The 22,733-nt window shown below is 60.2% G+C and carries 22 protein-coding genes and 1 tRNA gene; 10 read left to right on the forward strand and 13 right to left on the reverse strand.

Translation table 11 applies throughout. The features are described from left to right. The first annotated feature begins 94 nt into the window (after positions 1-94). From rpsO to HGP17_RS31735, 3 genes are all read left to right on the forward strand, one after another. The gene (rpsO, locus tag HGP17_RS31725; protein WP_004127740.1) at positions 95-364 is read left to right on the forward strand and encodes a 30S ribosomal protein S15; all 270 of its coding nucleotides are present in this window, start codon (positions 95-97) and stop codon (positions 362-364) included. A 324-nt stretch (positions 365-688) separates the two neighbouring features. After that, positions 689-2,827, forward strand: a complete 2,139-nt coding sequence (gene pnp, locus HGP17_RS31730; protein ID WP_168815679.1) for a polyribonucleotide nucleotidyltransferase — start codon at positions 689-691, stop codon at positions 2,825-2,827. 317 nt (positions 2,828-3,144) lie between these two features. Continuing rightward, complete coding sequence (locus tag HGP17_RS31735; RefSeq protein WP_168815681.1) at positions 3,145-4,161, forward strand: class I SAM-dependent methyltransferase; 1,017 nt, start codon at positions 3,145-3,147, stop codon at positions 4,159-4,161. A 63-nt stretch (positions 4,162-4,224) separates the two neighbouring features. Here the strand turns inward: HGP17_RS31735 and HGP17_RS31740 are convergent, their stop codons facing one another. After that, positions 4,225-5,427 (reverse strand): acyltransferase, encoded by a 1,203-nt coding sequence (locus HGP17_RS31740; protein ID WP_168815683.1) that lies wholly within the window; start codon positions 5,425-5,427, stop codon positions 4,225-4,227. Positions 5,428-5,699: 272 nt separating this feature from the next. Here HGP17_RS31740 and HGP17_RS31745 point away from each other — a divergent pair, with 272 nt between their 5' ends. Further along, positions 5,700-6,323 (forward strand): DUF1287 domain-containing protein, encoded by a 624-nt coding sequence (locus HGP17_RS31745; RefSeq protein WP_168815685.1) that lies wholly within the window; start codon positions 5,700-5,702, stop codon positions 6,321-6,323. A 293-nt stretch (positions 6,324-6,616) separates the two neighbouring features. On the opposite strand, the gene fabI is transcribed toward HGP17_RS31745, so the two are convergent. The 3 genes from fabI to fabA are packed head-to-tail and all read right to left on the reverse strand — an operon-like array spanning position 6,617 to position 9,221. Further along, positions 6,617-7,423, reverse strand: a complete 807-nt coding sequence (gene fabI, locus HGP17_RS31750; protein WP_168815687.1) for an enoyl-ACP reductase FabI — start codon at positions 7,421-7,423, stop codon at positions 6,617-6,619. A gap of 4 nt (positions 7,424-7,427) precedes the next feature. Beyond that, positions 7,428-8,651 (reverse strand): beta-ketoacyl-ACP synthase I, encoded by a 1,224-nt coding sequence (fabB, locus tag HGP17_RS31755; RefSeq protein WP_168815689.1) that lies wholly within the window; start codon positions 8,649-8,651, stop codon positions 7,428-7,430. Between the two features lie 54 nt (positions 8,652-8,705). Next, the gene (fabA, locus tag HGP17_RS31760; protein ID WP_015338264.1) at positions 8,706-9,221 is read right to left on the reverse strand and encodes a 3-hydroxyacyl-[acyl-carrier-protein] dehydratase FabA; all 516 of its coding nucleotides are present in this window, start codon (positions 9,219-9,221) and stop codon (positions 8,706-8,708) included. A 296-nt stretch (positions 9,222-9,517) separates the two neighbouring features. On the opposite strand from fabA, the gene irrA reads away from it, so the two are divergent. Continuing rightward, complete coding sequence (gene irrA / locus HGP17_RS31765) at positions 9,518-9,940, forward strand: iron response transcriptional regulator IrrA (RefSeq protein WP_168815691.1); 423 nt, start codon at positions 9,518-9,520, stop codon at positions 9,938-9,940. A 43-nt stretch (positions 9,941-9,983) separates the two neighbouring features. Here the strand turns inward: irrA and HGP17_RS31770 are convergent, their stop codons facing one another. Further along, on the reverse strand, positions 9,984-10,619 hold the full coding sequence (locus tag HGP17_RS31770) for a trimeric intracellular cation channel family protein (RefSeq protein WP_168815693.1): 636 nt from the start codon (positions 10,617-10,619) through the stop codon (positions 9,984-9,986). A 141-nt stretch (positions 10,620-10,760) separates the two neighbouring features. On the opposite strand from HGP17_RS31770, the gene HGP17_RS31775 reads away from it, so the two are divergent. Then, positions 10,761-11,240 carry a hypothetical protein gene (locus tag HGP17_RS31775; RefSeq protein WP_168815695.1) on the forward strand — a complete coding sequence of 160 codons (480 nt, stop codon included), beginning with the start codon at positions 10,761-10,763 and terminating at the stop codon, positions 11,238-11,240. Positions 11,241-11,260: 20 nt separating this feature from the next. Here HGP17_RS31775 and HGP17_RS31780 read toward each other — a convergent pair whose 3' ends face one another. The 5 genes from HGP17_RS31780 to HGP17_RS31800 form a co-directional block, all read right to left on the reverse strand. Next, positions 11,261-12,052, reverse strand: coding sequence for a YdcF family protein (locus HGP17_RS31780; RefSeq protein WP_168815698.1), 792 nt, complete (start codon positions 12,050-12,052; stop codon positions 11,261-11,263). 71 nt (positions 12,053-12,123) lie between these two features. Further along, positions 12,124-12,846 carry a YoaK family protein gene (locus HGP17_RS31785; RefSeq protein ID WP_168815700.1) on the reverse strand — a complete coding sequence of 241 codons (723 nt, stop codon included), beginning with the start codon at positions 12,844-12,846 and terminating at the stop codon, positions 12,124-12,126. 100 nt (positions 12,847-12,946) lie between these two features. Then, positions 12,947-13,192, reverse strand: coding sequence for a GIY-YIG nuclease family protein (locus HGP17_RS31790; RefSeq protein WP_168815701.1), 246 nt, complete (start codon positions 13,190-13,192; stop codon positions 12,947-12,949). A gap of 186 nt (positions 13,193-13,378) precedes the next feature. Continuing rightward, positions 13,379-13,454 (reverse strand) — tRNA-Ala (locus tag HGP17_RS31795). Between the two features lie 151 nt (positions 13,455-13,605). After that, on the reverse strand, positions 13,606-13,986 hold the full coding sequence (locus tag HGP17_RS31800) for a TIGR02300 family protein (protein ID WP_168815703.1): 381 nt from the start codon (positions 13,984-13,986) through the stop codon (positions 13,606-13,608). A 325-nt stretch (positions 13,987-14,311) separates the two neighbouring features. On the opposite strand from HGP17_RS31800, the gene HGP17_RS31805 reads away from it, so the two are divergent. The 3 genes from HGP17_RS31805 to rpsA all read left to right on the forward strand — a co-directional run bounded on the left by HGP17_RS31805 (position 14,312) and on the right by rpsA (position 17,496). After that, positions 14,312-14,947, forward strand: a complete 636-nt coding sequence (locus HGP17_RS31805) for an FMN-binding negative transcriptional regulator (protein WP_168815705.1) — start codon at positions 14,312-14,314, stop codon at positions 14,945-14,947. Between the two features lie 32 nt (positions 14,948-14,979). Continuing rightward, complete coding sequence (gene cmk, locus HGP17_RS31810) at positions 14,980-15,612, forward strand: (d)CMP kinase (protein ID WP_168815707.1); 633 nt, start codon at positions 14,980-14,982, stop codon at positions 15,610-15,612. Between the two features lie 180 nt (positions 15,613-15,792). Further along, a complete protein-coding gene (gene rpsA, locus HGP17_RS31815) occupies positions 15,793-17,496 on the forward strand; it encodes a 30S ribosomal protein S1 (RefSeq protein ID WP_168815709.1) in 1,704 nt (567 codons plus the stop codon). 203 nt (positions 17,497-17,699) lie between these two features. On the opposite strand, the gene HGP17_RS31820 is transcribed toward rpsA, so the two are convergent. The 3 genes from HGP17_RS31820 to HGP17_RS31830 form a co-directional block, all read right to left on the reverse strand. Continuing rightward, positions 17,700-19,421 (reverse strand): hypothetical protein, encoded by a 1,722-nt coding sequence (locus tag HGP17_RS31820; protein WP_168815711.1) that lies wholly within the window; start codon positions 19,419-19,421, stop codon positions 17,700-17,702. A 249-nt stretch (positions 19,422-19,670) separates the two neighbouring features. Next, the gene (locus HGP17_RS31825; RefSeq protein ID WP_168815713.1) at positions 19,671-20,297 is read right to left on the reverse strand and encodes a ribonuclease D; all 627 of its coding nucleotides are present in this window, start codon (positions 20,295-20,297) and stop codon (positions 19,671-19,673) included. Positions 20,298-20,380: 83 nt separating this feature from the next. Further along, entirely contained in the window at positions 20,381-21,211 is an 831-nt protein-coding gene (locus HGP17_RS31830; RefSeq protein WP_168815715.1) for a MerR family transcriptional regulator, read from the reverse strand. A 222-nt stretch (positions 21,212-21,433) separates the two neighbouring features. Here HGP17_RS31830 and HGP17_RS31835 point away from each other — a divergent pair, with 222 nt between their 5' ends. Continuing rightward, a complete protein-coding gene (locus tag HGP17_RS31835; RefSeq protein WP_168815717.1) occupies positions 21,434-22,705 on the forward strand; it encodes a 4-aminobutyrate--2-oxoglutarate transaminase in 1,272 nt (423 codons plus the stop codon). The last annotated feature ends 28 nt before the right edge of the window (positions 22,706-22,733 follow it).

Here is a 22,733-nt window from a genome sequence, read left to right on the forward strand (position 1 = left end):
AGCATCAGGCATGCCTGATTGCATTCGCGGCCAATGCTGGACGACATCCCGGCGTTTGGCGACTTTAATCTCCTCTCATAGAAAGGACCATCCGATGTCGATCACTGCTGAGCGCAAGGCTGCGCTGATCAAGGAATACGCAACTGCCGAAGGCGACACCGGTTCTCCGGAAGTCCAGGTTGCGATCCTGACCGAGCGCATCAACAACCTCACGGACCACTTCAAGGACCACAAGAAGGACAACCACTCCCGTCGTGGCCTTCTGACGATGGTTTCCAGCCGCCGCTCGCTTCTTGACTACCTCAAGAAGAAGGACGAAGGCCGTTATACCAAGCTGATCACCAGCCTCGGTATTCGCCGCTAATAGAATTTCCGGCGGGCGTTCACCTGAACGTCCGCCGGATGTTTATGAAGGATATGCCCTTCAAGACCGATTTCCCTCGCGCCCCGTGTCTGCGCGATGCGAAACTGCCGGCAGCCCGGATGGGCCGGTGCTGCCAACAACAACCGTTGACCTGTCATGGGGCAGGATTGCCGGATGCTTTCAGCCGAAGCTTCATGCTTCGGCCGACTTTCGAAAGCTTCTCGTTGTCTTGCCCGTGATGCGTCACACTTCGTGTGGTCGAAGATGCGCCTTGCCGAATGTGTCGGCGACGCTGCCTTTTCCCGCACAATGCAAGGATAAGATATGTTCGATATCCATACCGTCGAAATCGAGTGGGCAGGCCGCCCGCTCAAGCTGGAAACCGGCAAGATCGCCCGCCAGGCTGACGGCGCCGTCGTCGCCACCTATGGCGAGACCGTGGTTCTTGCCACCGTCGTTTCCGCCAAGGCTCCGAAGCCGGGCCAGGATTTCTTCCCCCTCACCGTCAACTACCAGGAAAAGACCTACGCAGCCGGCAAGATCCCCGGCGGTTACTTCAAGCGCGAAGGACGCCCGAGCGAAAACGAGACCCTGGTCTCGCGCCTGATCGACCGCCCGATCCGCCCGCTTTTCCCGGAAGGCTACAAGAACGACACGCAGGTCGTCGTTACCGTCATCCAGCATGACCTTGAAAACAACCCTGACATTCTGTCGATGGTTGCCACTTCCGCAGCGCTCACACTTTCCGGCGTTCCCTTCATGGGCCCGGTCGGCGGCGCTCGCGTCGGCTACATCAATGGCGAATACGTGCTGAACCCGCATCTCGACGAGATGGACGAATCGAGCCTCGACCTCGTCGTCGCCGGCACGCAGGACGCCGTTCTGATGGTTGAGTCGGAAGCCAAGGAACTGCCTGAGGACGTCATGCTCGGCGCCGTCATGTTCGGCCATCGCGGCTTCCAGCCGGTGATCGACGCAATCATCAAGCTCGCCGAAGTTGCCGCCAAGGAGCCGCGCGATTTCACGCCGGAAGACTATTCCGAGCTTGAGAAGGAAATGCTCGGCCTCGCCGAAGCCGAACTGCGCGATGCCTACAAGATCACCCAGAAGGCTGATCGCTACGCCGCCGTCGACGCCGTCAAGGCGAAGGTCAAGGCACACTTCCTGCCGGCCGAAGGCGAAGCCAAGTACACGGCCGAAGAAGTCGGCGCCATCTTCAAGCACCTGCAGGCGAAGATCGTTCGCTGGAACATCCTCGACACCTCGAGCCGCATCGACGGCCGCGACCTGTCGACCGTTCGCCCGATCGTCTCCGAAGTCGGCCTCCTGCCGCGCACGCACGGTTCGGCGCTGTTCACCCGCGGTGAAACGCAGGCAATCGTCGTCGCCACGCTCGGCACCGGCGAAGACGAGCAGTATGTCGACAGCCTGACGGGCATGTACAAGGAGCGCTTCCTGCTCCATTACAACTTCCCTCCCTACTCGGTTGGCGAAACCGGCCGCATGGGTTCCCCGGGTCGTCGCGAAATCGGTCACGGCAAGCTCGCATGGCGCGCTATCCGCCCGATGCTGCCGACGGCGGAACAGTTCCCCTACACGCTGCGCGTCGTCTCCGAGATCACCGAGTCGAACGGCTCGTCCTCGATGGCAACGGTTTGCGGCACCTCGCTCGCTCTGATGGATGCTGGCGTTCCGCTGGCCAAGCCGGTTGCCGGTATTGCCATGGGTCTGATCCTGGAAGGCGATCGCTTCGCCGTTCTCTCCGACATTCTCGGTGACGAAGACCACCTCGGCGACATGGACTTCAAGGTCGCCGGCACGGCCGACGGCATCACCTCGCTGCAGATGGACATCAAGATCGCCGGCATTACCGAAGAGATCATGAAGGTCGCTCTCGGCCAGGCACAGGGTGGTCGCACCCACATCCTCGGCGAAATGTCCAAGGCAATCACCGAAAGCCGAGGCCAGCTCGGCGAATTCGCACCGCGCATCGAGGTCATGAACATTCCGGTCGACAAGATCCGCGAAGTCATCGGCTCCGGCGGCAAGGTCATCCGCGAAATCGTCGAAAAGACCGGCGCGAAGATCAACATCGAAGACGACGGCACCGTCAAGATCGCCTCGTCCTCCGGCAAGGAAATCGAAGCGGCCCGCAAGTGGATCCACTCGATCGTCGCTGAGCCGGAAGTCGGCCAGATCTACGAAGGCACCGTTGTGAAGACCGCCGACTTCGGCGCCTTCGTCAACTTCTTCGGCGCCCGTGACGGCCTCGTCCATATCTCGCAGCTCGCTTCCGAGCGCGTTGCCAAGACGCAGGATGTCGTCAAGGAAGGCGATAAGGTCTGGGTCAAGCTGCTCGGCTTCGACGAACGCGGCAAGGTTCGCCTGTCCATGAAGGTCGTCGACCAGGCTACCGGCCAGGAAATCGCCGCCGACAAGAAGAAGGACGACGCGGCCGAGTAAGCTGCGCCTTCATCCAAGTTCCGGGGCGCGGGATCTTTTCCGCGCCCTTTTTATATTGAATGCCGTCGGCCTAACCTGCTTTCGCTGAAGCTATGTGCCCGGCCTCTCACCCTAACCCTCTCCCCGCACGCGGGGAGAGGGGACAACGACCGTGCTGGATCGTCCTCTCCCCCTACAGGGTTGAGGTATGTTGTCGTGCTCCGTGGTCCCCTCTCCCCGTTCCGACGGGGAGAGGGTTAGGGTGAGGGGCAAGCACACAATACGATGATGGCGCATATCCAACAGACGAAACCCATTCCAAAGACGAGACCAAGCCCATGAGCCGTGACGCCCTGAAGACCCTGTTTCATCCCTTTGCCTCCGGCACCGTCGACGCGCCCGGCGAAGGCCAGCGGATTCTGTTTCTCGGCGCCGAGGCAGGCTTTGCTCTGCCCGAGGGCTTTGCCGCCGAGCTGTCGGCCGTCCAGGGCTTTCGTCCCTTCTATCGCCAGCTGCAGGCGCAGCGCATCAACGTGACACCGGAAATCGAAGGCGAAGGCTATGACGGCGCGCTGGTGCTCTGCGGCAAGCATAAGGGCGAGAATGAGGATCATATCGCCGAAGCGCTTGTTCGCGTGAAAGAAGGCGGTCTCATCGTCGTTGCCGGCGGCAAGGAAGACGGCATCCAGCCGTTGCGCAAGCGCGTCGAAGCTTTCGGTCTCACGATCGAATACATGCCGAAATATCATGGCGTTGCCTTCTGGTTTGGCCGCCCTGCCGATATCAAGCCTTTGACCGCGCAGCTCGCCAAGCCGGCAACCCGCGTTGACGATAGCTTCACCACGGCGCCCGGCATGTTCTCCCATGACCGTGTCGATGCCGGCTCCGAACTGCTCGCTTCGCGCCTGCCGACCGACTTCAGCGGCGATGCTGCTGATTTCGGCGCCGGCTGGGGCTACCTTTCCGTCGAGCTTGCGACCAAGTCGCCGAGGATTGCGCGTATTGACCTCTACGAGGCCCATTACGGCGCTCTGGAGGCTGCGCGCGGCAATCTGCTATCGCATTGCCCGAATGTCGCCCAGCGCTTCTTCTGGCACGATCTGGCCAGCGAGCCCGTCAAGGACAAGTACGACCTGATCATCATGAACCCGCCCTTCCATGAAGGCCATGCTGCCGAGCCATCTCTCGGCCAGGCGATGATCAAGACTGCCGCTTCGGCGTTGCGTGGCGGCGGCCGACTGATGCTGGTCGCCAATCGCGGCCTGCCTTACGAGCCGGTGCTGGCGGAGAACTTCAGAGAGTTCGGCGAAACCTGCCGCAATGCCCGCTACAAGGTGCTCTGGGCAAAGAAGTAATCAACCGAGGCGGCCGATCGGCCGCCTTTCTTTTGATGGTCACGTGTCACCGGCCCGGCGCGTTCATGACACCAGCTGATCCCGCAGGATCAGGAAGTTTCTCTCGATGAAAAACCAGAGGGCCGCCGCGGCGAGGAAGCTGGTGGCGAGATAGATGATAAAGCCGGACAGCCCCTGGAGATTGTCCCGGCCAAAGACCATCTGATCGATGTGATAAATGCCCTTGTGCGTCAGATACAGGCTGTAGGACAGCATTGCGATGCCGGAGATGGCCGGCAGGCGCCAGCGCGCGATCTTCGGCTGCAGGTCCAGCAACGCGCCGAGAATGAGCGTCACACCCAGCGAGACCAAGGGAAAGCCGACGACGGCGCCAGGAAGAGGCTGGACGACGAGCAGCATGTTGGTTCCGGCAAATGGCCCGCGAATGGAAAAGATGACCAGTGCCGCCGTCATCAACATGCCGCCGATTCCGAGAGCAATGTAAGGCGGCATATACCGCTCCCACAACAGCGGCTTAAACAGCCGGATCGCTGCCAGCACCACGCCAAAGGTCAGCCCATCCATGCGATTGTAAGTCGGATAATAAATATCCTTGAAATAGATGGCGAGCGCCTCCCTGTAGGTCTGCATGTCGGCGGCCGGACCGACATCGCCCTGCCAGATAGCAAATCGCAGGCCCATGCCGGCAATGACGATTGTCGCCAGCAGACAAGCGATGAAAACGGGTGTGGCGCGCCGCTTCAGCAAGACGACGAGCACGGGGAGGATGAGGTAGAAATGTGCCTCGACGCTCAAGGACCAGGCCTCGACAAAGGTGCTGCCGTGTCGAGGATCGAGCCCGAAATTGGCCGTGAACGTCAGAAACCGCCAGGCAGACGTCATCATCGTTCCATCGCGCAAGGCTGGGACCAAGGCATAGACGGCGAACACAAACAGAAAGGCTGGCAGGATGCGGAATGCGCGGCGCACATAAAACGCCTGGATGTCTATGGCACGCCGGCGCGCGACCTCCGCCATCAGCTGATGGCCGATGAGATAACCGCTGAGGACGAAGAAGATGTCGACGCCGATCCAACCGTAGGGTCTGATGCCGGCAAGCGGCAATGGCGTCGCCTCCGCCGGCAAATGCATGAGCATGACGAGGAGAATGGCGAGTGCCCGCAACAGATCCGGTCCCAGTGCCCTTGGGCTGACAACGGAGTCGAGCGGCGCCGCCTCGTCCGACGGATCGAGCGGCTTGGAATTAGCAACAGTTATGGTGTTCACGGCTGGGGTTCCCGTAAATGGTCAATGAACGCCGATGGACATGCAGGAAATACTGTTGATTGCCTGCCTTGTATCGGAATTCCGGCCAGCGGTAACGCACCATCCCCGGCAAGATAGAATTAACCTAAAATTTTCGTAAAATCTTATGGAATGGCGGTTAACGCGGCCGATTCGTCGTCCACCCATGCGCGAAAGCATCCATAGATTCGCCTCGATTCGAAGAGAGGTTCGTCTCCTGAATAGCCGCGAGTTGTCGTATGAAGGGGACGCTGATGACCGACGTTACACGCCGCACGGTATTGCAGGCCAGTCTTCTTGCCCTGACCTCATTGCCCACGGTGAGCCGCGCCGCCACAGCCGCCCCGAGCTGGCCATTGTCCCTGATCCAGGCAGCGAGAGCGCAAATCGGCGTGACCACGCTTTATGACCCCGCCTATGTCAGACTGACCTACCCGGGCGGAGATGTACCGCCTGATCGTGGCGTTTGCACCGATGTCGTTATTCGCGCCTATCGCCGCGCTTTCGGCCTCGATCTGCAGGCTCTGCTGCACGAAGACATGAAGGCCAATTTTGCCGCCTACCCCAAAGCTTGGGGCATGAAGGCGCCGGACCCGAATATCGATCACCGCCGCGTGCCCAATCTTGCCGTTTATTTCACCAGGCGAAAGGCAGCACTGCCACTCTCCGAGGATTTCGCCACCTATCGGCCCGGCGATCTCGTCACACAGATGCTTCCGGGCAATCTCACCCACATCGTCATCGTCTCATCTAAGACATCGACCGAAGCGCCAGGGAGGCCGCTGGTGATCCAGAATATTGGCGCAGGAGCAAGCGAGGACGACACGCTGTTTGCCTATCAGAGGACGGGACATTATCGATTCGCGCCTGTCGCCTGATCCAAGCATGCTGCAGACCGTATCACGACATCACGGGGGGCACCGCGCGATCGGTAGATTACGCCTGCCGTAATCGGCCTTGCTCTCTTTCAGCCCATTCCCCGCACAGAACCGCATAAACATATTCGTCACCCCAAACGCCGTCGGCAAGGATGGTCAATTCCGCTGTGCGGCAGAAGATGCAGTTCTGGTGCAATAACCGGCCTCCACAAAAGCTTAGGGCCGCACGCGGCGGCCCCAACTCGTTACCAATTTGCACTCGACGAGGCCGTTTCAACCCCTAGCGCCGAGGATCATTCAGCATCGGCGCTCGACAGCGCTTCCAGCGTCGGCATCGAGGTGATGTTGTAGCCGGCATCGACGAAATGAATCTCGCCGGTCACGCCCGCCGACAGATCCGACAGCAGGTAAAGCGACGACGAACCGACCTGATCGATGGTGACCGATTTGCGCAGCGGCGCGTTGCGCTGGTTCCACGACAGGATGGCGCGCGCATCGGAAATGCCGGCGCCGGCGAGCGTGCGGATCGGGCCGGCGGAAACGGCGTTGACGCGGATGCCGCGGGGGCCGTAGTCAGCGGCAAGATAGCGAACGGACGCTTCGAGGGCCGCCTTGGCAACGCCCATGACATTGTAGTTCGGGATCACGCGCGTGGAGCCGTTATAAGTCAGCGTCAGCATGCTGCCGCCATCTGTCATCAATTCCGCGGCGCGCTTGGCGATCTCGGTGAAGGAGAAGCACGAAATCACCATGGTGCGGGTGAAATTCTCCCGCGTGGTGTTGGCATAGAGGCCCTTCAGCTCGTTCTTGTCGGAGAAGCCGATAGCGTGGACGATGAAATCCAGCTTGCCCCAGCGCGCCTTGATTTCGTTGAAGACGCTGTCGACCGAAGCGATATCCTCGACATCGCAGGGCAGAAGAAAATCAGAACCGACTTCGGCTGCGAGCGGCTTGACGCGCTTGCCGAGCGCCTCGCCCTGAAATGTGAACGCCAGTTCGGCGCCTTCGGCTGCAAGCGCCTTCGAAATACCCCAGGCAATCGAGTGATTGTTTGCGACGCCCATGATGAGGCCGCGTTTACCCTGCATGATTCCCGTCATTGCCTTATCCGTTGTAGCGCTGGAATACGAGCGTGGCGTTGGTGCCGCCGAAGCCGAAGGAATTGGAAAGAGCGATGTCGATCTTGGCATCGTCGATGCGCTTGCGCACGATCGGCACGCCTGCGAATTCCGGATCGAGTTCGGTGATATGAGCGCTTTCGCCGATGAAACGCTCCTGCATCATCAGGATCGAGTAGATCGATTCCTGAACGCCTGCTGCGCCGAGTGAATGGCCCGTCAGCGACTTGGTCGACTGGATCGGCGGGATCTTGTCGCCAAACACTTCGCGGATCGCGCCGATTTCCTTGCTGTCGCCCACCGGCGTCGAGGTGCCGTGGCTGTTGATGTAGTCGATATCGCCCTTCACGGTGGCGAGCGCCTGGCGCATGCAGCGCACGGCACCTTCGCCCGACGGCGCGACCATGTCGTAGCCATCGGAGGTGGCGCCGTAGCCGACGATCTCGGCATAGATCTTGGCGCCGCGAGCCTTGGCATGTTCGAGCTCTTCCAGGACGAGCACGCCGGCGCCGCCGGCGATGACGAAGCCATCGCGATTGGCGTCATAGGCGCGCGAAGCGGCTTCCGGGTGATTCTCGTTGAAGTCGGAGGACATGGCGCCCATGGCGTCGAAAAGGTTCGACATCGTCCAGTCGAGATCCTCATGACCGCCGGCGAACATGACGTCCTGCTTGCCCCACTGGATCATTTCGGCGGCATTGCCGATGCAGTGCGCCGAGGTGGAGCAGGCGGACGAGATGGAATAGTTGACGCCGTGGATCTTGAACCAAGTCGCAAGCGTGGCCGACGCGGTCGAGGACATCGACTTCGGCACGGCAAACGGGCCGATGCGCTTCGGGCTGTTGTTCTTGCGGGTGATGTCGGCGGCCTCGATCAACGTGCGGGTCGACGGGCCGCCGGAACCCATGATGATGCCGGTACGCTCGTTGGTGATGTCGCTTTCTTCGAGACCACTATCGGCGATCGCCTGCTTCATGGCGACGTGATTCCAGGCACCGCCCTGCGACAGGAAGCGCATGGCGCGACGATCCACCAAGTCGGTCGTATCGATCTTCGGTGCGCCCCAAACCTGGCATTTGAAGCCATGCTCGGCGAAATCGGAAGAGAAAGAAATGCCGGATTTGGCGTCGCGCAGCGAGGCGGTCACTTCTTGAGCATCGTTTCCAATCGAAGAGACAATACCCAGACCCGTAACAACTACCCGTCTCATGTCGGTGACCTTTTCTTAAACAGTCTGTCTTGGTGGAGGCGGCAGCGCCGCGGCTCAGGCAACCTTGTCCTTTGACAGGCCTACACGAAGGTCTGTCGCCTGATAAATGGTTTCGCCGTCAGCCTTCAGCCAGCCGTCGGCCGTGCCGAGAACCAGGCGGCCACGCATGACGCGCTTGAAGTCGATGCCGTATTCGAGCAGCTTCGTGTCGGGACGAACCATGCCCTTGAACTTCACTTCGCCCGTCGAAAGCGCCATGCCGCGACCGGGCTCGCCGAGCCAACCGAGGAAGAAGCCGGTCAGCTGCCACATGCCGTCGAGGCCGAGGCAGCCCGGCATGATGGGATTGCCGGCGAAATGGCAGGGAAAATACCAATCATCTGGGCGCACGTCATATTCGGCGCGGATATAGCCCTTGTCGAAGGCGCCACCGGTTTCGGAAATATCGGTAATGCGATGGACCATCAGCATCGGTGGCAGGGGAAGCTGTGCATTGCCCGGGCCGAACAGCTCGCCGCGGCCACAGGACAGGATTTCCTCGTAATTGAAGCTGGATTGTCTCGTCGTCATAAAATTCCGTTTCCCCCGCATGAATGCCGATGGATGTGAAGCTTTAGTGCAAGATCGACAGAAAATGAAGCGCAACCATCACACTCTCATTCGTCTATTCGACTGAAGGCACCAGCTCTTATGTGGTGGTCGCATACAGGAACGCCAGAGCTGCGACCAGTGGCAAATACGCCAAAAGCCCGATTTTTCCGGCTTTTCAGCACCTTCCCACCCCATCGAAACTATTGAAAGCAATCAAGGCAAAAGTTATATGGCTATGAGAAGAATTATGGAAATCAGGAATCCGGAGTCCCTGAATGGCGGAAGAAGCCGAAATCGCGATCGAGACCAGGCTGCGCAATGTCGGCTTGAGGCCGACCAGGCAGCGGATCGCGCTGGGTGATCTTCTTTTCGCCAAGGGCGACCGGCACCTGACCGTGGAAGAGCTGCACGAGGAAGCTGTCGCCGCCGGCGTGCCGGTCTCTCTCGCAACCGTCTACAACACGCTGCATCAATTTACCGAGGCCGGCATGATCCGCGTTCTCGCCGTCGAAAGCGCCAAGACCTATTTCGACACCAACGTTTCCGATCACCATCACTTCTTCGTGGAAGGCCACAATGAGGTGCTGGATATTCCGATCAGCAATCTGACGATCGGCAATCTGCCGGAACCGCCCAAGGGCATGGAAATCGCCCATGTCGACGTGGTGATCCGCCTGCGCCGCAAGCAGCAGCGCTAAGCCTCTCGCTGCTGTCGGCGCCGTTGCACAGCAAGCGCACTCCTCACATCACATCGTCCGGATGCCGCCCTGGCTTATGATGATAGGTCGGGAACGTCCAGCCGAACCACAGAGCCCCGCCACGCACCGCGAAGGCGGCGGCTACTCCCAACCCGGCTGACGCGTAAAGCGGCAGCATCGTTGAATTGGCCGCCGTGAAGACGCCGGCGCCGACGATCGCGGCGGTGACGTAGATCTCCGGCCGCAACAGCACGGACGGCTCATTTGCCAGGAGATCGCGCAGGATGCCACCGAAGGTGGCCGTCAACGCTCCGGTTACGATGGCGACCGTGGGCGAGCCCGTGGCCGCCATTCCCTTGGCGGCCCCCATCACGCAGTAGGCCGACAATCCCACAGCATCGAGCCAGAGAAGAAGCCGATAGCGCGATTCGAACAGATGCGCGGTGAAAAAGAACAAGACGCCGACCACGGCGCAGATGATGATGTAGGTCGGGTTCAGCACCCAGAAAACGGGCACTCTCCCGAGGACGATGTCTCGCAGCGTGCCGCCGCCAATGCCGGTCACCGCCGCAAGAAAGAGAAAACCGATCAGATCCAGCTGCTTTCGCGAGGCCGAGAGCGCGCCAGTCGCGGCAAAGAGGGCGACGCCGGCATAATCCAGAAACGAGAGAAGCGACATCGAGAACTCCAACGGGACACCGGCGATTTTGCTGAAATGAATCACGACGGCAAGGGCCGCGCAAGCAGGAGCGTGTAAAGATGTCGCGGCGGTTGCGGCGACATCGGCGGCCGCGACGGCGCTTCGAAAAGGAATACCCCCGTGAAATCCCTGCTGATCGTGATCCTCAATCTCATCGCATTCGTGATCATGCCTGCCGTGGCGCAGGCGCAGCAGTCGATCCTGCAGGATCCCGTGGCGTTCGAGAAGGAACACTTCACCAAGAGCTGCGATGGCCAAGTGAGCTTCGGCGATCGCTTCTCGACGGTGCAGGATATCAACAACGACAAGCTGAACGATATCGTCATCAACGAAGGCGAGATCACCTGCAAGGGCGAAAAAGGCCCCTACTGCACGGATGAAGGCTGCCCCTATAATTTCTACGTCCAGGTCGCTGAAGGCGGCTATATCCTTGTCGCCACCGCGCAGATCTACGGCTACGACTTCATCCAGCGCTTCGGCAACATGGTGCTGGTCATGAAAATGCACCCTCACTTCTGCGACCGCAAGGATGGCGAGGACGCCTGCGAGATCACCGTCAGGGTGCGCGGCGTCAAGTTCGTTACCATCTCAAAGAAATAGGCTCACGGCCCGGACACCTGTTACGGCCCGGGATAAAGCGCCGATGTGCGGCCGACGGCGTAGTAGCCGACGAGACCGACCCACTCGCGCACGCCGGTCGCCAGTAACTGGGCGTTCAGCGACGGTTGAGTGAAATCGAGGCGAAGCGTTTCCTTGCCCGTGCTGCGATAATCGACCGGCCACGGCACGACGGGAATGCCCTGCTTGCGGAAGATGCCCATCGAGCGTGGCATATGGAAGCCTGACGTGATGAGCAGGCAATCCGAAAGACCGTTCTGTGCCAGCAGTTCCTTCGTGTTGACGGCATTTTCGAAGGTCGTGCGCGAGGTCCTGTCTTCTACCATCCGGCTCGTGGGGATGCCGAGGGCGGTAAAGAAGCGTTCGGAGATAACGGCATCACCCTCGTAGGTGCCGCCAAGCGAACCATCGCCGCCGGAGATGACGATGCGCGCCTGCGGATACTTCTGCGCCAGCCGCAGCGCCTCGACGAGACGATCGCCCGCCGAATCAAGCTCGTAGCCGCCGCGCGCCGTCGTCACCTCGTTCTGCGTGGCGCCACCGAGCACGATCATGCACTTGAGGTCCGCCGGATCGGCAGCAGCCCGCGGAAAGCGCTCTTCGAGCCCCTGGACGATATAGGCGCCCGCGGTCGTATAAAGCGCGACGAATAGCACGAGGACAGACAAGAGCGAGGTGATGATGGTCGTCGCGCGCCAGCGCAAAAGTGCGGCCAGAAGCGCCAGAAAACCGAAGAGAAATGCCAGCGACAGCGGCTGACCGAAAATCCAGACAAGTTTCGAAAAAACGAACACGGCATATCCTTCAGCTTGTCGGCAAAACGATTCACATTCTCCCTAGCAGATTTTTGTGCGCTGCAATGCGGCTATTTCGCTCGCCGCGCCATCGATGATGCAATCATCAGCCGCTGGTTGAAGCGGCGTTGCAGCGGGCGGGGAATGAAGAGCGTTGCCAGGGCCAGCGAAAACGCCATAGCCGACACCAGCCAGAGCGCGCCCGCACCAAGTGAGTTGGCAAGGATCGCGCCGCAGACGGCGCCCGATATCATGCCGCTCCAGGGGACGATCTGCACCGTCCAGGCAAAATCCCGGTCGCCCAGCAGAAAGCGACCGATGCCCCGGCCGAAGCGCGAGAGCGCGCCCGTCACATAGGTCAGCCCGATCGGCAGGCCCTCGATATGCTCGACAGTCGCGTTGACCATGCCCATGGCCAGCACCACCAGATAGAACTGCACGAGCACCAAACCCGGCTCCGTCACGCCGGCCGCTATCGCCAGAAGAAGGCCGACACAGGCAAGCACGACAAAAGCTCGCCGCGCGGCAAGATGCGCAATGACGATCCCGAGTGCATTGCCGCCGATGAAGGTAAAAATAGCCGCGAAAAGCACCGCCGCATGCCCGAAATCCCCCGTCCCCACAGCAATCGCCGCCCGCGTCGTATTCCCGGTCATGAACGACACGAAATTCCCGGTGAGCATCAACCCGACCGCATCGGTCATACCGGCGAGGAAGGCAATCGTCGCGACAAGCGAAAGCCCCGTCACCGTGCGACGGGTCCTGATAAGACGACGGCGGCGCTGTCTGGTCATGGCCGAATCGGAGTGAGGTTAAGGAGAAGAACAGGCTAGCATGAAGCTTGGAGGATGCGGAGGATGGATCAAATCATCCGTGATAAGAAAACGAGCTCACTTATGGGAGCAGCCTCTTCTTTGCAAATGCCCTGCCTGAGTGGGATTTCAGATAAGCCTCAAACTCCAATGCCCGATACTTGTCCGGAAATGCCGAATACCAAAGGATAATCCAGGGCATGAACTTCGCGGTGTGAGCCGACTTGCCAGCATTGTGGTCGGCAAGCCGCCGCTTAAGGTCCGAGGTCAATCCGGTATATTGCTGATCAGGAAAATTCGCGCTTTGAAGGATGTAAACGTACCACATCCGCATCTCGCTCGATTGGCATTCGGTAATTCGAACGCAAATTCTATGTACAACCGCAATTGTCTTTATACTTGGAAATATTTTGCTTAATTTCAGCCCGTCGTCGCCCTGCGGGCTATGCCGGACACTGCTTCGGCCTAGCGGTTTCCCGCGGCTGCGCCACGCGAAGCCCGTAAGGGCGAAGCGTGGTGGAGCTAAGCGGGATCGAACCGCTGACCTCTTGCATGCCATGCAAGCGCTCTCCCAGCTGAGCTATAGCCCCATCAAGATGGTGCCGTTTTACCGGCCCTGGGTCCCTTTCGAGCGCTTCGCCCGTCGGGGTGGCGGCTTATTACTTGTGGTTTTCACAGATAGCAAGCCGAAAAATTCGGCCCGGGAAACTTTTCTTGTTCGCCGGGCCGATTGTGTCTGGATCAGACGTCGTCGTCGTCGCCGGTGACGCCGATGATGTCGCTCATGTCGTCATCGTCTTCATCTTCGTCGGCTTCGAGGAAGGTATCGTCGTCATCGTCGTCGATTTCGACGTCGTCATCGCCCATGTCCGGAATGTCGTCGCCGTTGGATGAATCTTCGGCATCCTCGAGCGAGACCAGTTCGACTTCCGTGTTTTCGGTATCGACTTCGGCCACTTCTTCTTCCTCCGGAGCTTCCTTGGAAGCAGAGGTTTCTTCGAAGAACGACAAGGGCCAGGACTTGCCGGTATAGGGCGAGACCACCGGATTCCGGTTCAGGTCATAGAACTTCTTGCCGTTATCGGGGTCGGTACGTTTTGTTCCAAGTTCCGCTTTCGCCACTGTCAAAGCCTCATGAATGGCCGAACGCAAATTCGGCAATGCCGGGGAAGCCGGCGATTTAAGGGAAATATCAGCCGGTCCCCTTAATCGTTAAGGTCGTTTCTGTCAAAGCTAAACTTCATGCTCGCGAATACATGCTTTTCAAGCGTTGCAACACGAGCAGGCAGCGCCGCGATCATCGCTACCGGTCCGGCTCGATTTTTTGCTATCGTGACAAGAATGGGCGCGACGCTCGAAGCCCTGCATTGATAAAGAGTTTCCCTTGGCCATTCTAAGCCCGCCTCGGCCGGCTTCGCGAAAATGGCGCAGCAAACGGACAGACGCCATGTATCAGCCGCCACATCACCGCGAAGACGATCTCGGAACGCAGCACCAGCTGATCCGCGCGCATCCGCTCGGCATGCTGATTACGGCGGGTGACGGCGGGCTGATCGCCAATGCCGTGCCGTTTCATCTCAACACGTCGCTTTCGCCCAAGGGCACGCTGCAGGCGCACCTGGCCAGGGCGAACGGACAATGGAAGGAGATTGCCGCTGGCGCGCCGGTGCTCGTCGTCTTCCAGGGCGCCGATACCTACATCACGCCATCCTGGTACGCGACGAAGCGCGAAACGGGCAAGGTGGTGCCGACCTGGAACTATGCGATCGTCCAGGTTCGCGGCAGCGCACGGACGATCGAAGATCCCGCCTGGCTTCGCACGCAGATCGATGCGCTGACCGGGGAGAACGAGAGCGACCGGGCCCAGCCCTGGGCGGTCGACGATGCCCCGCCGGAATTCGTCTCGGCTCAGCTGAAGGGGATCATCGGCATCGAAATCGACATCGAAACGATTGACGGCAAATGGAAGGTAAGCCAGAACCGGCCGATAGCCGACCGACAGGGCGTGGCCGAGGGCCTGTCGGCGATCGATCGCACCGAAGCCGCCGAAATGGCCGATCTGGTGCGGCGCTACGGCAAATAACATCGGAATGCAGGCTGGGGATAGAAGACGACATGATCATTGCCATCGACGGACCTGCGGCTGCCGGCAAGGGAACCCTAGCGCGCCGGATCGCCGAAACCTACGGCTATCATCATCTCGACACCGGCCTCACCTACCGCGCCACAGCCAAGGCCCTGCTCGATGCCGGGCTGTCGCTTGACGACGAGACCATTGCCGAAGACATGGCGCGCAAGGTCGATCTTGCCGGTCTCGATCGAACCGTTCTCTCCCGCCACGAGATCGGCGAAGCGGCATCGAAAATCGCCGTCATGCCGGCCGTGCGCCGGGCGCTTGTCGATGCGCAGCGCCGTTTTGCCTTGAAGACACCGGGCGCGGTGCTCGATGGCCGCGATATCGGTACCGTCGTTTGCCAGGATGCGCCGGTGAAGCTCTATGTGACGGCCTCGGCCGAGGTGCGCGCCAGACGCCGCTTTGAAGAGATCATAGACGCCGGAGGCAGCGCCGATTACGACGCCATTTTCGCGGATGTGAAACGGCGCGACGAGCGCGATATGGGCCGCACCGACAGCCCGCTGAAACCGGCTGAAGAGGCATACTTGCTTGATACCTCAGAAATGAGTATAGAAGCGGCGTTTCAGACGGCAAAATCGATCATCGACGCCGCTCTGAGCCGAAATGCCTGAAAATATGAGCGGCCTTCGCGCGCTTCGCGCCCGGAACCGCCGATTTCAAATAGCCTGACATTCCGTCCAAGCGCCGGATAGCTTCCCGAAAGGGAGGCGGACTGGGGTCAGGCCTGTTTAACGCGAACCACCGGCGCGTCAGTGTTCAGATCGCATGATCGGAACACGCCAGGAGATTTTATGTCTGTAACTTCCCCCTCTCGCGAAGATTTCGCAGCTCTTCTCGAAGAATCCTTTGCCAAGAACGACCTGGCTGAAGGCTATGTCACCAAGGGCATCATCACCGCCATCGAGAAGGACGTTGCCGTTGTCGACGTCGGCCTCAAGGTCGAAGGCCGCATCGCGCTGAAGGAATTCGGTGCACGCGCCAAGGACGGCACGCTCAAGGTTGGCGACGAAGTCGAAGTCTACGTCGAGCGCATCGAAAACGCACTTGGCGAAGCTGTTCTGTCGCGCGAAAAGGCTCGCCGCGAGGAAAGCTGGATCAAGCTCGAAGCCAAGTTCGAAGCTGGCGAGCGCGTTGAAGGCGTTATCTTCAACCAGGTCAAGGGTGGCTTCACCGTCGATCTCGACGGCGCTATCGCCTTCCTGCCGCGTTCGCAGGTCGACATTCGCCCGATCCGCGACGTTACCCCGCTGATGCACAACCCGCAGCCCTTCGAAATCCTCAAGATGGACAAGCGCCGCGGCAACATCGTCGTTTCGCGTCGTACGGTTCTGGAAGAGTCCCGTGCCGAGCAGCGTTCTGAAATCGTTCAGAACCTCGAAGAAGGCCAGGTTGTTGACGGCGTCGTCAAGAACATCACCGATTACGGTGCGTTCGTTGACCTCGGCGGCATCGACGGCCTGCTGCACGTCACCGACATGGCATGGCGCCGTGTGAACCATCCGTCGGAAATCCTGTCCATCGGCCAGCAGGTCAAGGTACAGATCATCCGCATCAACCAGGAAACCCATCGTATCTCGCTCGGCATGAAGCAGCTCGAGAGCGATCCGTGGGATGGCATCCAGGCCAAGTATCCGGAAGGCAAGAAGATTTCCGGTACTGTCACGAACATCACCGACTACGGTGCGTTCGTCGAGCTGGAGCCGGGCATCGAAGGCCTCATCCACATCTCGGAAATGTCCTGGACCAAGAAGAACGTTCACCCCGGCAAGATCCTGTCCACGAGCCAGGAAGTCGAAGTTGTCGTTCTCGAAGTGGATCCGACCAAGCGTCGTATCTCGCTCGGCCTGAAGCAGACGCTGGAAAATCCGTGGGCAGCATTCGCCCGCAACCATCCGGCTGGCACCGAAGTCGAAGGCGAAGTCAAGAACAAGACCGAATTCGGCCTGTTCATCGGCCTCGACGGCGATGTGGACGGCATGGTTCACCTCTCCGACCTCGACTGGAACCGTCCGGGCGAACAGGTCATCGAAGAGTTCAACAAGGGTGACGTCGTCAAGGCTGTCGTTCTCGACGTTGACGTCGAGAAGGAACGCATCTCGCTCGGCATCAAGCAGCTCGGCAAGGATGCAGTCGGCGAAGCAGCAGCTTCCGGCGACCTGCGCAAGAATGCAGTCGTTTCCTGCGAAGTCATCGCAGTCAACGACGGCGGCATCGAAGTCAAGCTCGTCAACCACGAAGACATGACCTCGTTCATCCGCCGCGCCGATCTGTCGCGTGACCGTGACGAGCAGCGCCCTGAGCGTTTCTCTGTCGGTCAGGTTGTCGACGCTCGCGTCACCAACTTCTCCAAGAAGGACCGCAAGATCATGCTGTCCATCAAGGCTCTGGAAATCGCAGAAGAGAAGGAAGCCGTTGCTCAGTTCGGTTCGTCCGACTCGGGCGCTTCGCTCGGCGACATCCTGGGTGCGGCTCTGAAGAACCGCAACGCCGAATAATCTTCGGTCGAAGCCTGGAAACAAAAGACCCGCCGGAGCGATCCGGCGGGTTTTTCTTTGTCCGCTAGAGCAATTCCAGGAAAAGTGCGCGGCGGTTTTCCGTCAGGAATTGCTTGAAAACAAAGAGATAGAGCGGTTGCGGGATTCCATGAAAAGCTGAACCGCTCTAGCCACAGCTGCATCGCTGTCTGCTGCCTGGCGACCTATTCCCAGGCCACCATCCGTCGGTAGAAATCGAAAGCATGGTCTTGCAGGGGATCGCGCAATGGCTGAGGCAAGGCGGCGAGATCCGGCCTGCTGCGATCATTCGGCGAGGGGACGGCTGCTTCCTCTACGACTCCCGCTTGCCCTTCCGCCGTCTGAACCGACTGCGCGTCGCTGCCGGCCTCTTCGTCATCGTGGTGACGATCCTGCGGCATGTCCTCATCGGGCGTTTGGCCACCATCCTCATCGCCAACGGGATCAACGCGATTGAGTAGTTTCGATTCGCGGTTTTTGACGGGTGTCTCCGCCGGCAGATAATTTGCCACGACGAAGGGAACGCCAGGCGGCAGTGGCGCAGACATGGCTGCCTGCTCAGCAGCCTCATAGACAGGGGCGGACATTACAGAGGAAACCGGCAGCGGCGCTTTTCCCGAAAGCATGGCCGCGGGTGTCTCCTGCTGATCCGCCAAGGAAGCAGGCACGATCATGGCGGATGCTCTGCCATGATCGTTAATCGGCTGCTGCGACGACGGTTGCTCTGCCGCTGCATTGCCCGTCAGCGCCTGTGCGATGATCTTTTCCACGGATGAGGATGGATTTTTGATGATCTGCAGGAGATCGGCACTCGCCGCCATCGCAGGCGGCCCGATAACGACCTGCAGCCCCTGTTTGAGATCGGCCTGAATCTGCTGGATATCGCGCGGCACGGATGGCGGCGTCAGCGGCGATCTGATCATCGCCACTTCCGTCGGGATCTCGGCTTCGGCTGCAATCGCTGCTATCAAGGCACTTGCCGCCAGATCGTCGACCAGTGCTGCAAGCTGTAATGGCTGCGTAGTTTGGGCCGCGGCCGCACCGCCGCTCGCGGCTGTAGCCTGCGGCATGCTGGAACTTCCGAATTGCGCTATCGCCGGTACAGGCGCTTCCAAGGTTGGAACTACCTGTACTGCTGTCTGTGCGGCTTGCGTTGTCACCGGAGCTGTCGCGTTTTGCGGAGCGATTGCCGTTGGCGTCTCCGCCGTGGCAGCAGGTGCGGCTTGCGGCGCGGTACCGAGTTGTTGCGTTTCTTTCGATATAGGCGACGCGGCAGCCAGGTTTGCGGCGCTCATGGCAGTCTCTTCCGAAGGAGGAGCCAAACCCGCCATCGGTGTGCTCGTGGCATCGATCGCCTTTTGTAGAGGCGCCGCCAGGGACTGGCCTGCGATCGGTCCGGTCTCCCCGGCGTTCTGGCCGTAGGAATTGACGACGGCTTTCAGCACGGCATCCGGTTCGGCTGCCGACGCCTGTTCGAGATTGAGCGCCAACTGGACCGCTTGCGGGCTTTCGGGCTCTTCCAAAACCTCGGCAAGCAAAGGCAACGGCACGCTTGGGCTCATCTGCGCATCGAGCCGCTGTTGCGCGGCCGCAAGCTGCTCCGGCGGCAGGCTGCGGATGGCGGCCACCACACGCTGTGCGAAGCTGGCATTGCTTTCGTCCGGCTTGCGCGCGACGCCGAGCGCTGCACTGGCGGCATCGATGGCGGATAGCAGGCTATCGAACATGCGCTCGCGGGCGGCAACGAGGAGCATGTTCAGCTTGCCCTCGACGCCGGTATTGATGGCATTCGACAAAACCGCCACAGGCGTTGCCGCCGTCTGAAGCCCCGAGGTTTCAGGCGTTGCGACGACAGGCTTTTCCACGGACACACCCACGACGGACACGGCACCAACGGGAAGCAACATGACATGCTCCTTTGTCTGGCAAGATGACGATGGAGGCGGGAGGGCAGGTTCAGTCAGGATCCGCTCATGCGGCCTATAGGATCAACTAGCGCGAGGTCACCACGAAGGCAGAGCGTGAACGCGCCGGATCGGAAATCAGTTCCAGAATAGCAGCCGATTCCTTAACAGAACGCTAAACAAAAACGACCGGTACCATTGATGCGGCATCGGCCTATTTATGGAGTCTGAACGTCTCGTTGCGCGGAGCGATCAGCTGTGGGCGAAAATATCCGCCTCTTCCCAGCCGAGAAGATCGAGCTTGGCGCGGGTGGGCAGGAAGGCGAAGCAATCATCCGCATAATCCATCCGGCCGTCGCGCAGCAGGCGATGCGTCAACTTCTCGCGCAGCGCATGCAGATATAAAACGTCGGAGGCCGCATATTCGAGTTGCGCCTGCGACAGTGTTTCCGCGGCCCAATCGGACGATTGCTGAGCCTTGGAAATATCGACCTCGAGCATTTCCTTGAGATTGTCCTTCAGGCCATGGCGGTCAGTATAGGTGCGGCACAGGCGCGAGGCGATCTTCGTGCAGAAGACCGGCGTGGTGGTGACACCGAACGTGTGAAAGAGAACGGCGATATCGAACCGGCCATAGTGAAAGATCTTCTGGCGCGCGGGATCGGCAAGCATGGTGACCAGATTGGGTGCCTGCTTTTGCCCGGCAGCGATCCGGATAATGTCTGCCGAACCATCGCCCGGCGACAGCTGCACGACGCAAAGCCGGTCGCGGCGCGGGATGAGGCCAAGGGTTTCGGTATCGATGGCTATGGCGCCGGTGTAGCGGGCAGCGTCTTCGGCGGAAATATCGCCTTCGTGATAGCGGATGGTGGCAGCCATGACAGTCTCCGAACTATGTCTTTCAGAATTCGCTTTTCGTCCGTTCTATAGAACAGGCGGGGTGATAACCATACTGCCGGACCTCAAAAAGTCGGCGGGGTATTGATCCAGAGCAATATGGTTTCACCGTCATGCCGGTTGCGCCAGGAATGATAGCGGCGGCTTTCGAAATAAAGGGAATCTCCCGGCAGAAGATCGAAGAACTGGTCGCTGTCGAGCACCAGCTCCAGGCGCCCGGCAAGCACATGGATGAACTCTTCCCCCTCGTGACGATAGGCCCCCTCGCTGGCGGCACCGGGCGCCAGCACGAAACGATGGCAATCCATCATCGTCCTGCCTTCCGCCAGCAGTTGCACGGTGACGCCCGGTGTCGTTGCCGGCCAGGCGCGCCATTCTCCGGAGCGGATGAGCGCCGGCACGTCCTCACGCTCTTCGCCGGACAGGCGCGATACCGTCGTGCCGTAATAATCCGCGAGGTCGTGCAGGGTCTTGAAGCTGACGCCCTGAGAGGTGCGCTCCAGGGTCGAGAGCGTCGAGGATGTCATGCCCATGTCGGCAGCAACCTGCTCCAGCGTCTTGCCGGCGGCATGGCGCAGCGACCGAAGCCTGCGGCCGATATCCGAGGACACCGATTGTTCGCCATTCTCCGTATTGGCCGCAACCCCCTCTTCCGTTTCCAGCGCCTCGCGAATCGCTGCCGGATTGAGGCCGCGCTCGGCCCGAAACCATGAAATGCGCTTCAGCCGCGCCACGTCCTCGGCGCTGTATTGGCGATGTCCTGTCTCGGAGCGCAACGGCACGACAAGCCCCTGACTTTCCCACAGGCGCAGCGTGGAGGGGGATACGCCGGCAAGCCGCGCCGCCTCCGCCACCTTATAGCGCACGGGGTAGCGCTCGGACTCGATGCTGCTCATGTGCCAAAATCCCTGATCTTTCGTTTTTTAAACCGTTTAGCATGGATGACACGGCTTAGCGCGCCCTAAAAGCCCTGCGGCGCTCCCGGCGACCACGTCGCGCATTGTTGTCACCCGCACAAAATCCCGCTTGAAATCTTGCAGGAAAAATGTAGGAGTTTTCTAAATAAATTGCAGAACTTCTGCAAGATAATTCGAAACTGCTTTCTGGGAGCGACTGCGATGACCTTGACCGAGCGGAAGAACGCCGCCATTTCCCGCGGCGTCGGCATGACGACGCAAATCTATGCCGACCGCGCCGAAAACGCCGAAATCTGGGACAAGGAAGGCAATCGCTACATCGATTTTGCCTCCGGCATCGCCGTGGTGAACACCGGCCACCGGCATCCGCGCGTTATTGCCGCCGTCAAGGAGCAGCTCGACCGCTTTACGCATACCTGCCACCAGGTCGTGCCCTATGAGAGCTATGTACATCTGGCCGAGCGGCTGAACGCAATCGTCCCCGGCGATTTCGCCAAGAAGACGATCTTCGTGACGACGGGCGCTGAGGCGGTCGAAAACGCCGTGAAGATCGCTCGCGCTGCAACCGGCCGCTCCGCGATCATCGCCTTCGGTGGCGGCTTCCATGGCCGTACCTTCATGGGCATGGCGCTGACCGGCAAGGTCGCGCCCTACAAGATCGGCTTCGGCCCGATGCCGGGCGATGTCTTCCATGCACCCTTCCCGGTGCCGCTGCACGGCGTAAGCGTCGAGCAATCGCTGGCAACGCTGAAGAAGCTCTTTGCCGCCGATGTCGATCCGCAGCGTGTGGCTGCGATCATTCTCGAACCCGTGCAGGGCGAAGGCGGCTTCTATCCCGCCCCGGCCGCTTTCATGAAGGCGCTGCGTGAGATCTGCGACCAGTACGGAATTCTCTTGATTGCCGACGAAGTGCAGACAGGCTTTGCGCGCACCGGCAAGATGTTCGCGATGGATCATCATGACGTCGCGGCAGATCTCGTCACCATGGCGAAGAGCCTTGCCGGCGGCTTCCCGCTTGCCGCCGTGACGGGCCGCGCCGAAGTGATGGATGCGCCCGGCCCCGGCGGTCTCGGCGGCACCTATGGCGGCAACCCGCTCGGGATTGCCGCAGCCCATGCGGTGCTCGACGTCATTGCCGAAGAAGGCCTTTGCGATCGCGCCAATCAACTTGGCTCGCGCCTGAAACAGCGTCTGGAATCATTGCGCGACAGGGTGCCGGAAATCGTCGATATCCGCGGACCCGGCTTCATGAATGCCGTGGAGTTCAACGATGCGACGACGAAGCTGCCGAGTGCCGATTTCGCCAACAAGGTGCGGCTGATCGCGCTCGACAAGGGACTGATCCTCCTGACCTGCGGCGTCCACGGCAACGTCATCCGCTTCCTGTCGCCGATCACCATTCAGGACGAGGTCTTCAGCGAAGCGCTTGATATTCTCGAGGCATCGCTGCTGGAGGCAAGCGCCTCCCGATAACCGCCCTATCCTCATCATATTCTTTTAC

Source organism: Rhizobium sp. P38BS-XIX, assembly GCF_012641435.1.
GTDB lineage: Bacteria > Pseudomonadota > Alphaproteobacteria > Rhizobiales > Rhizobiaceae > Rhizobium.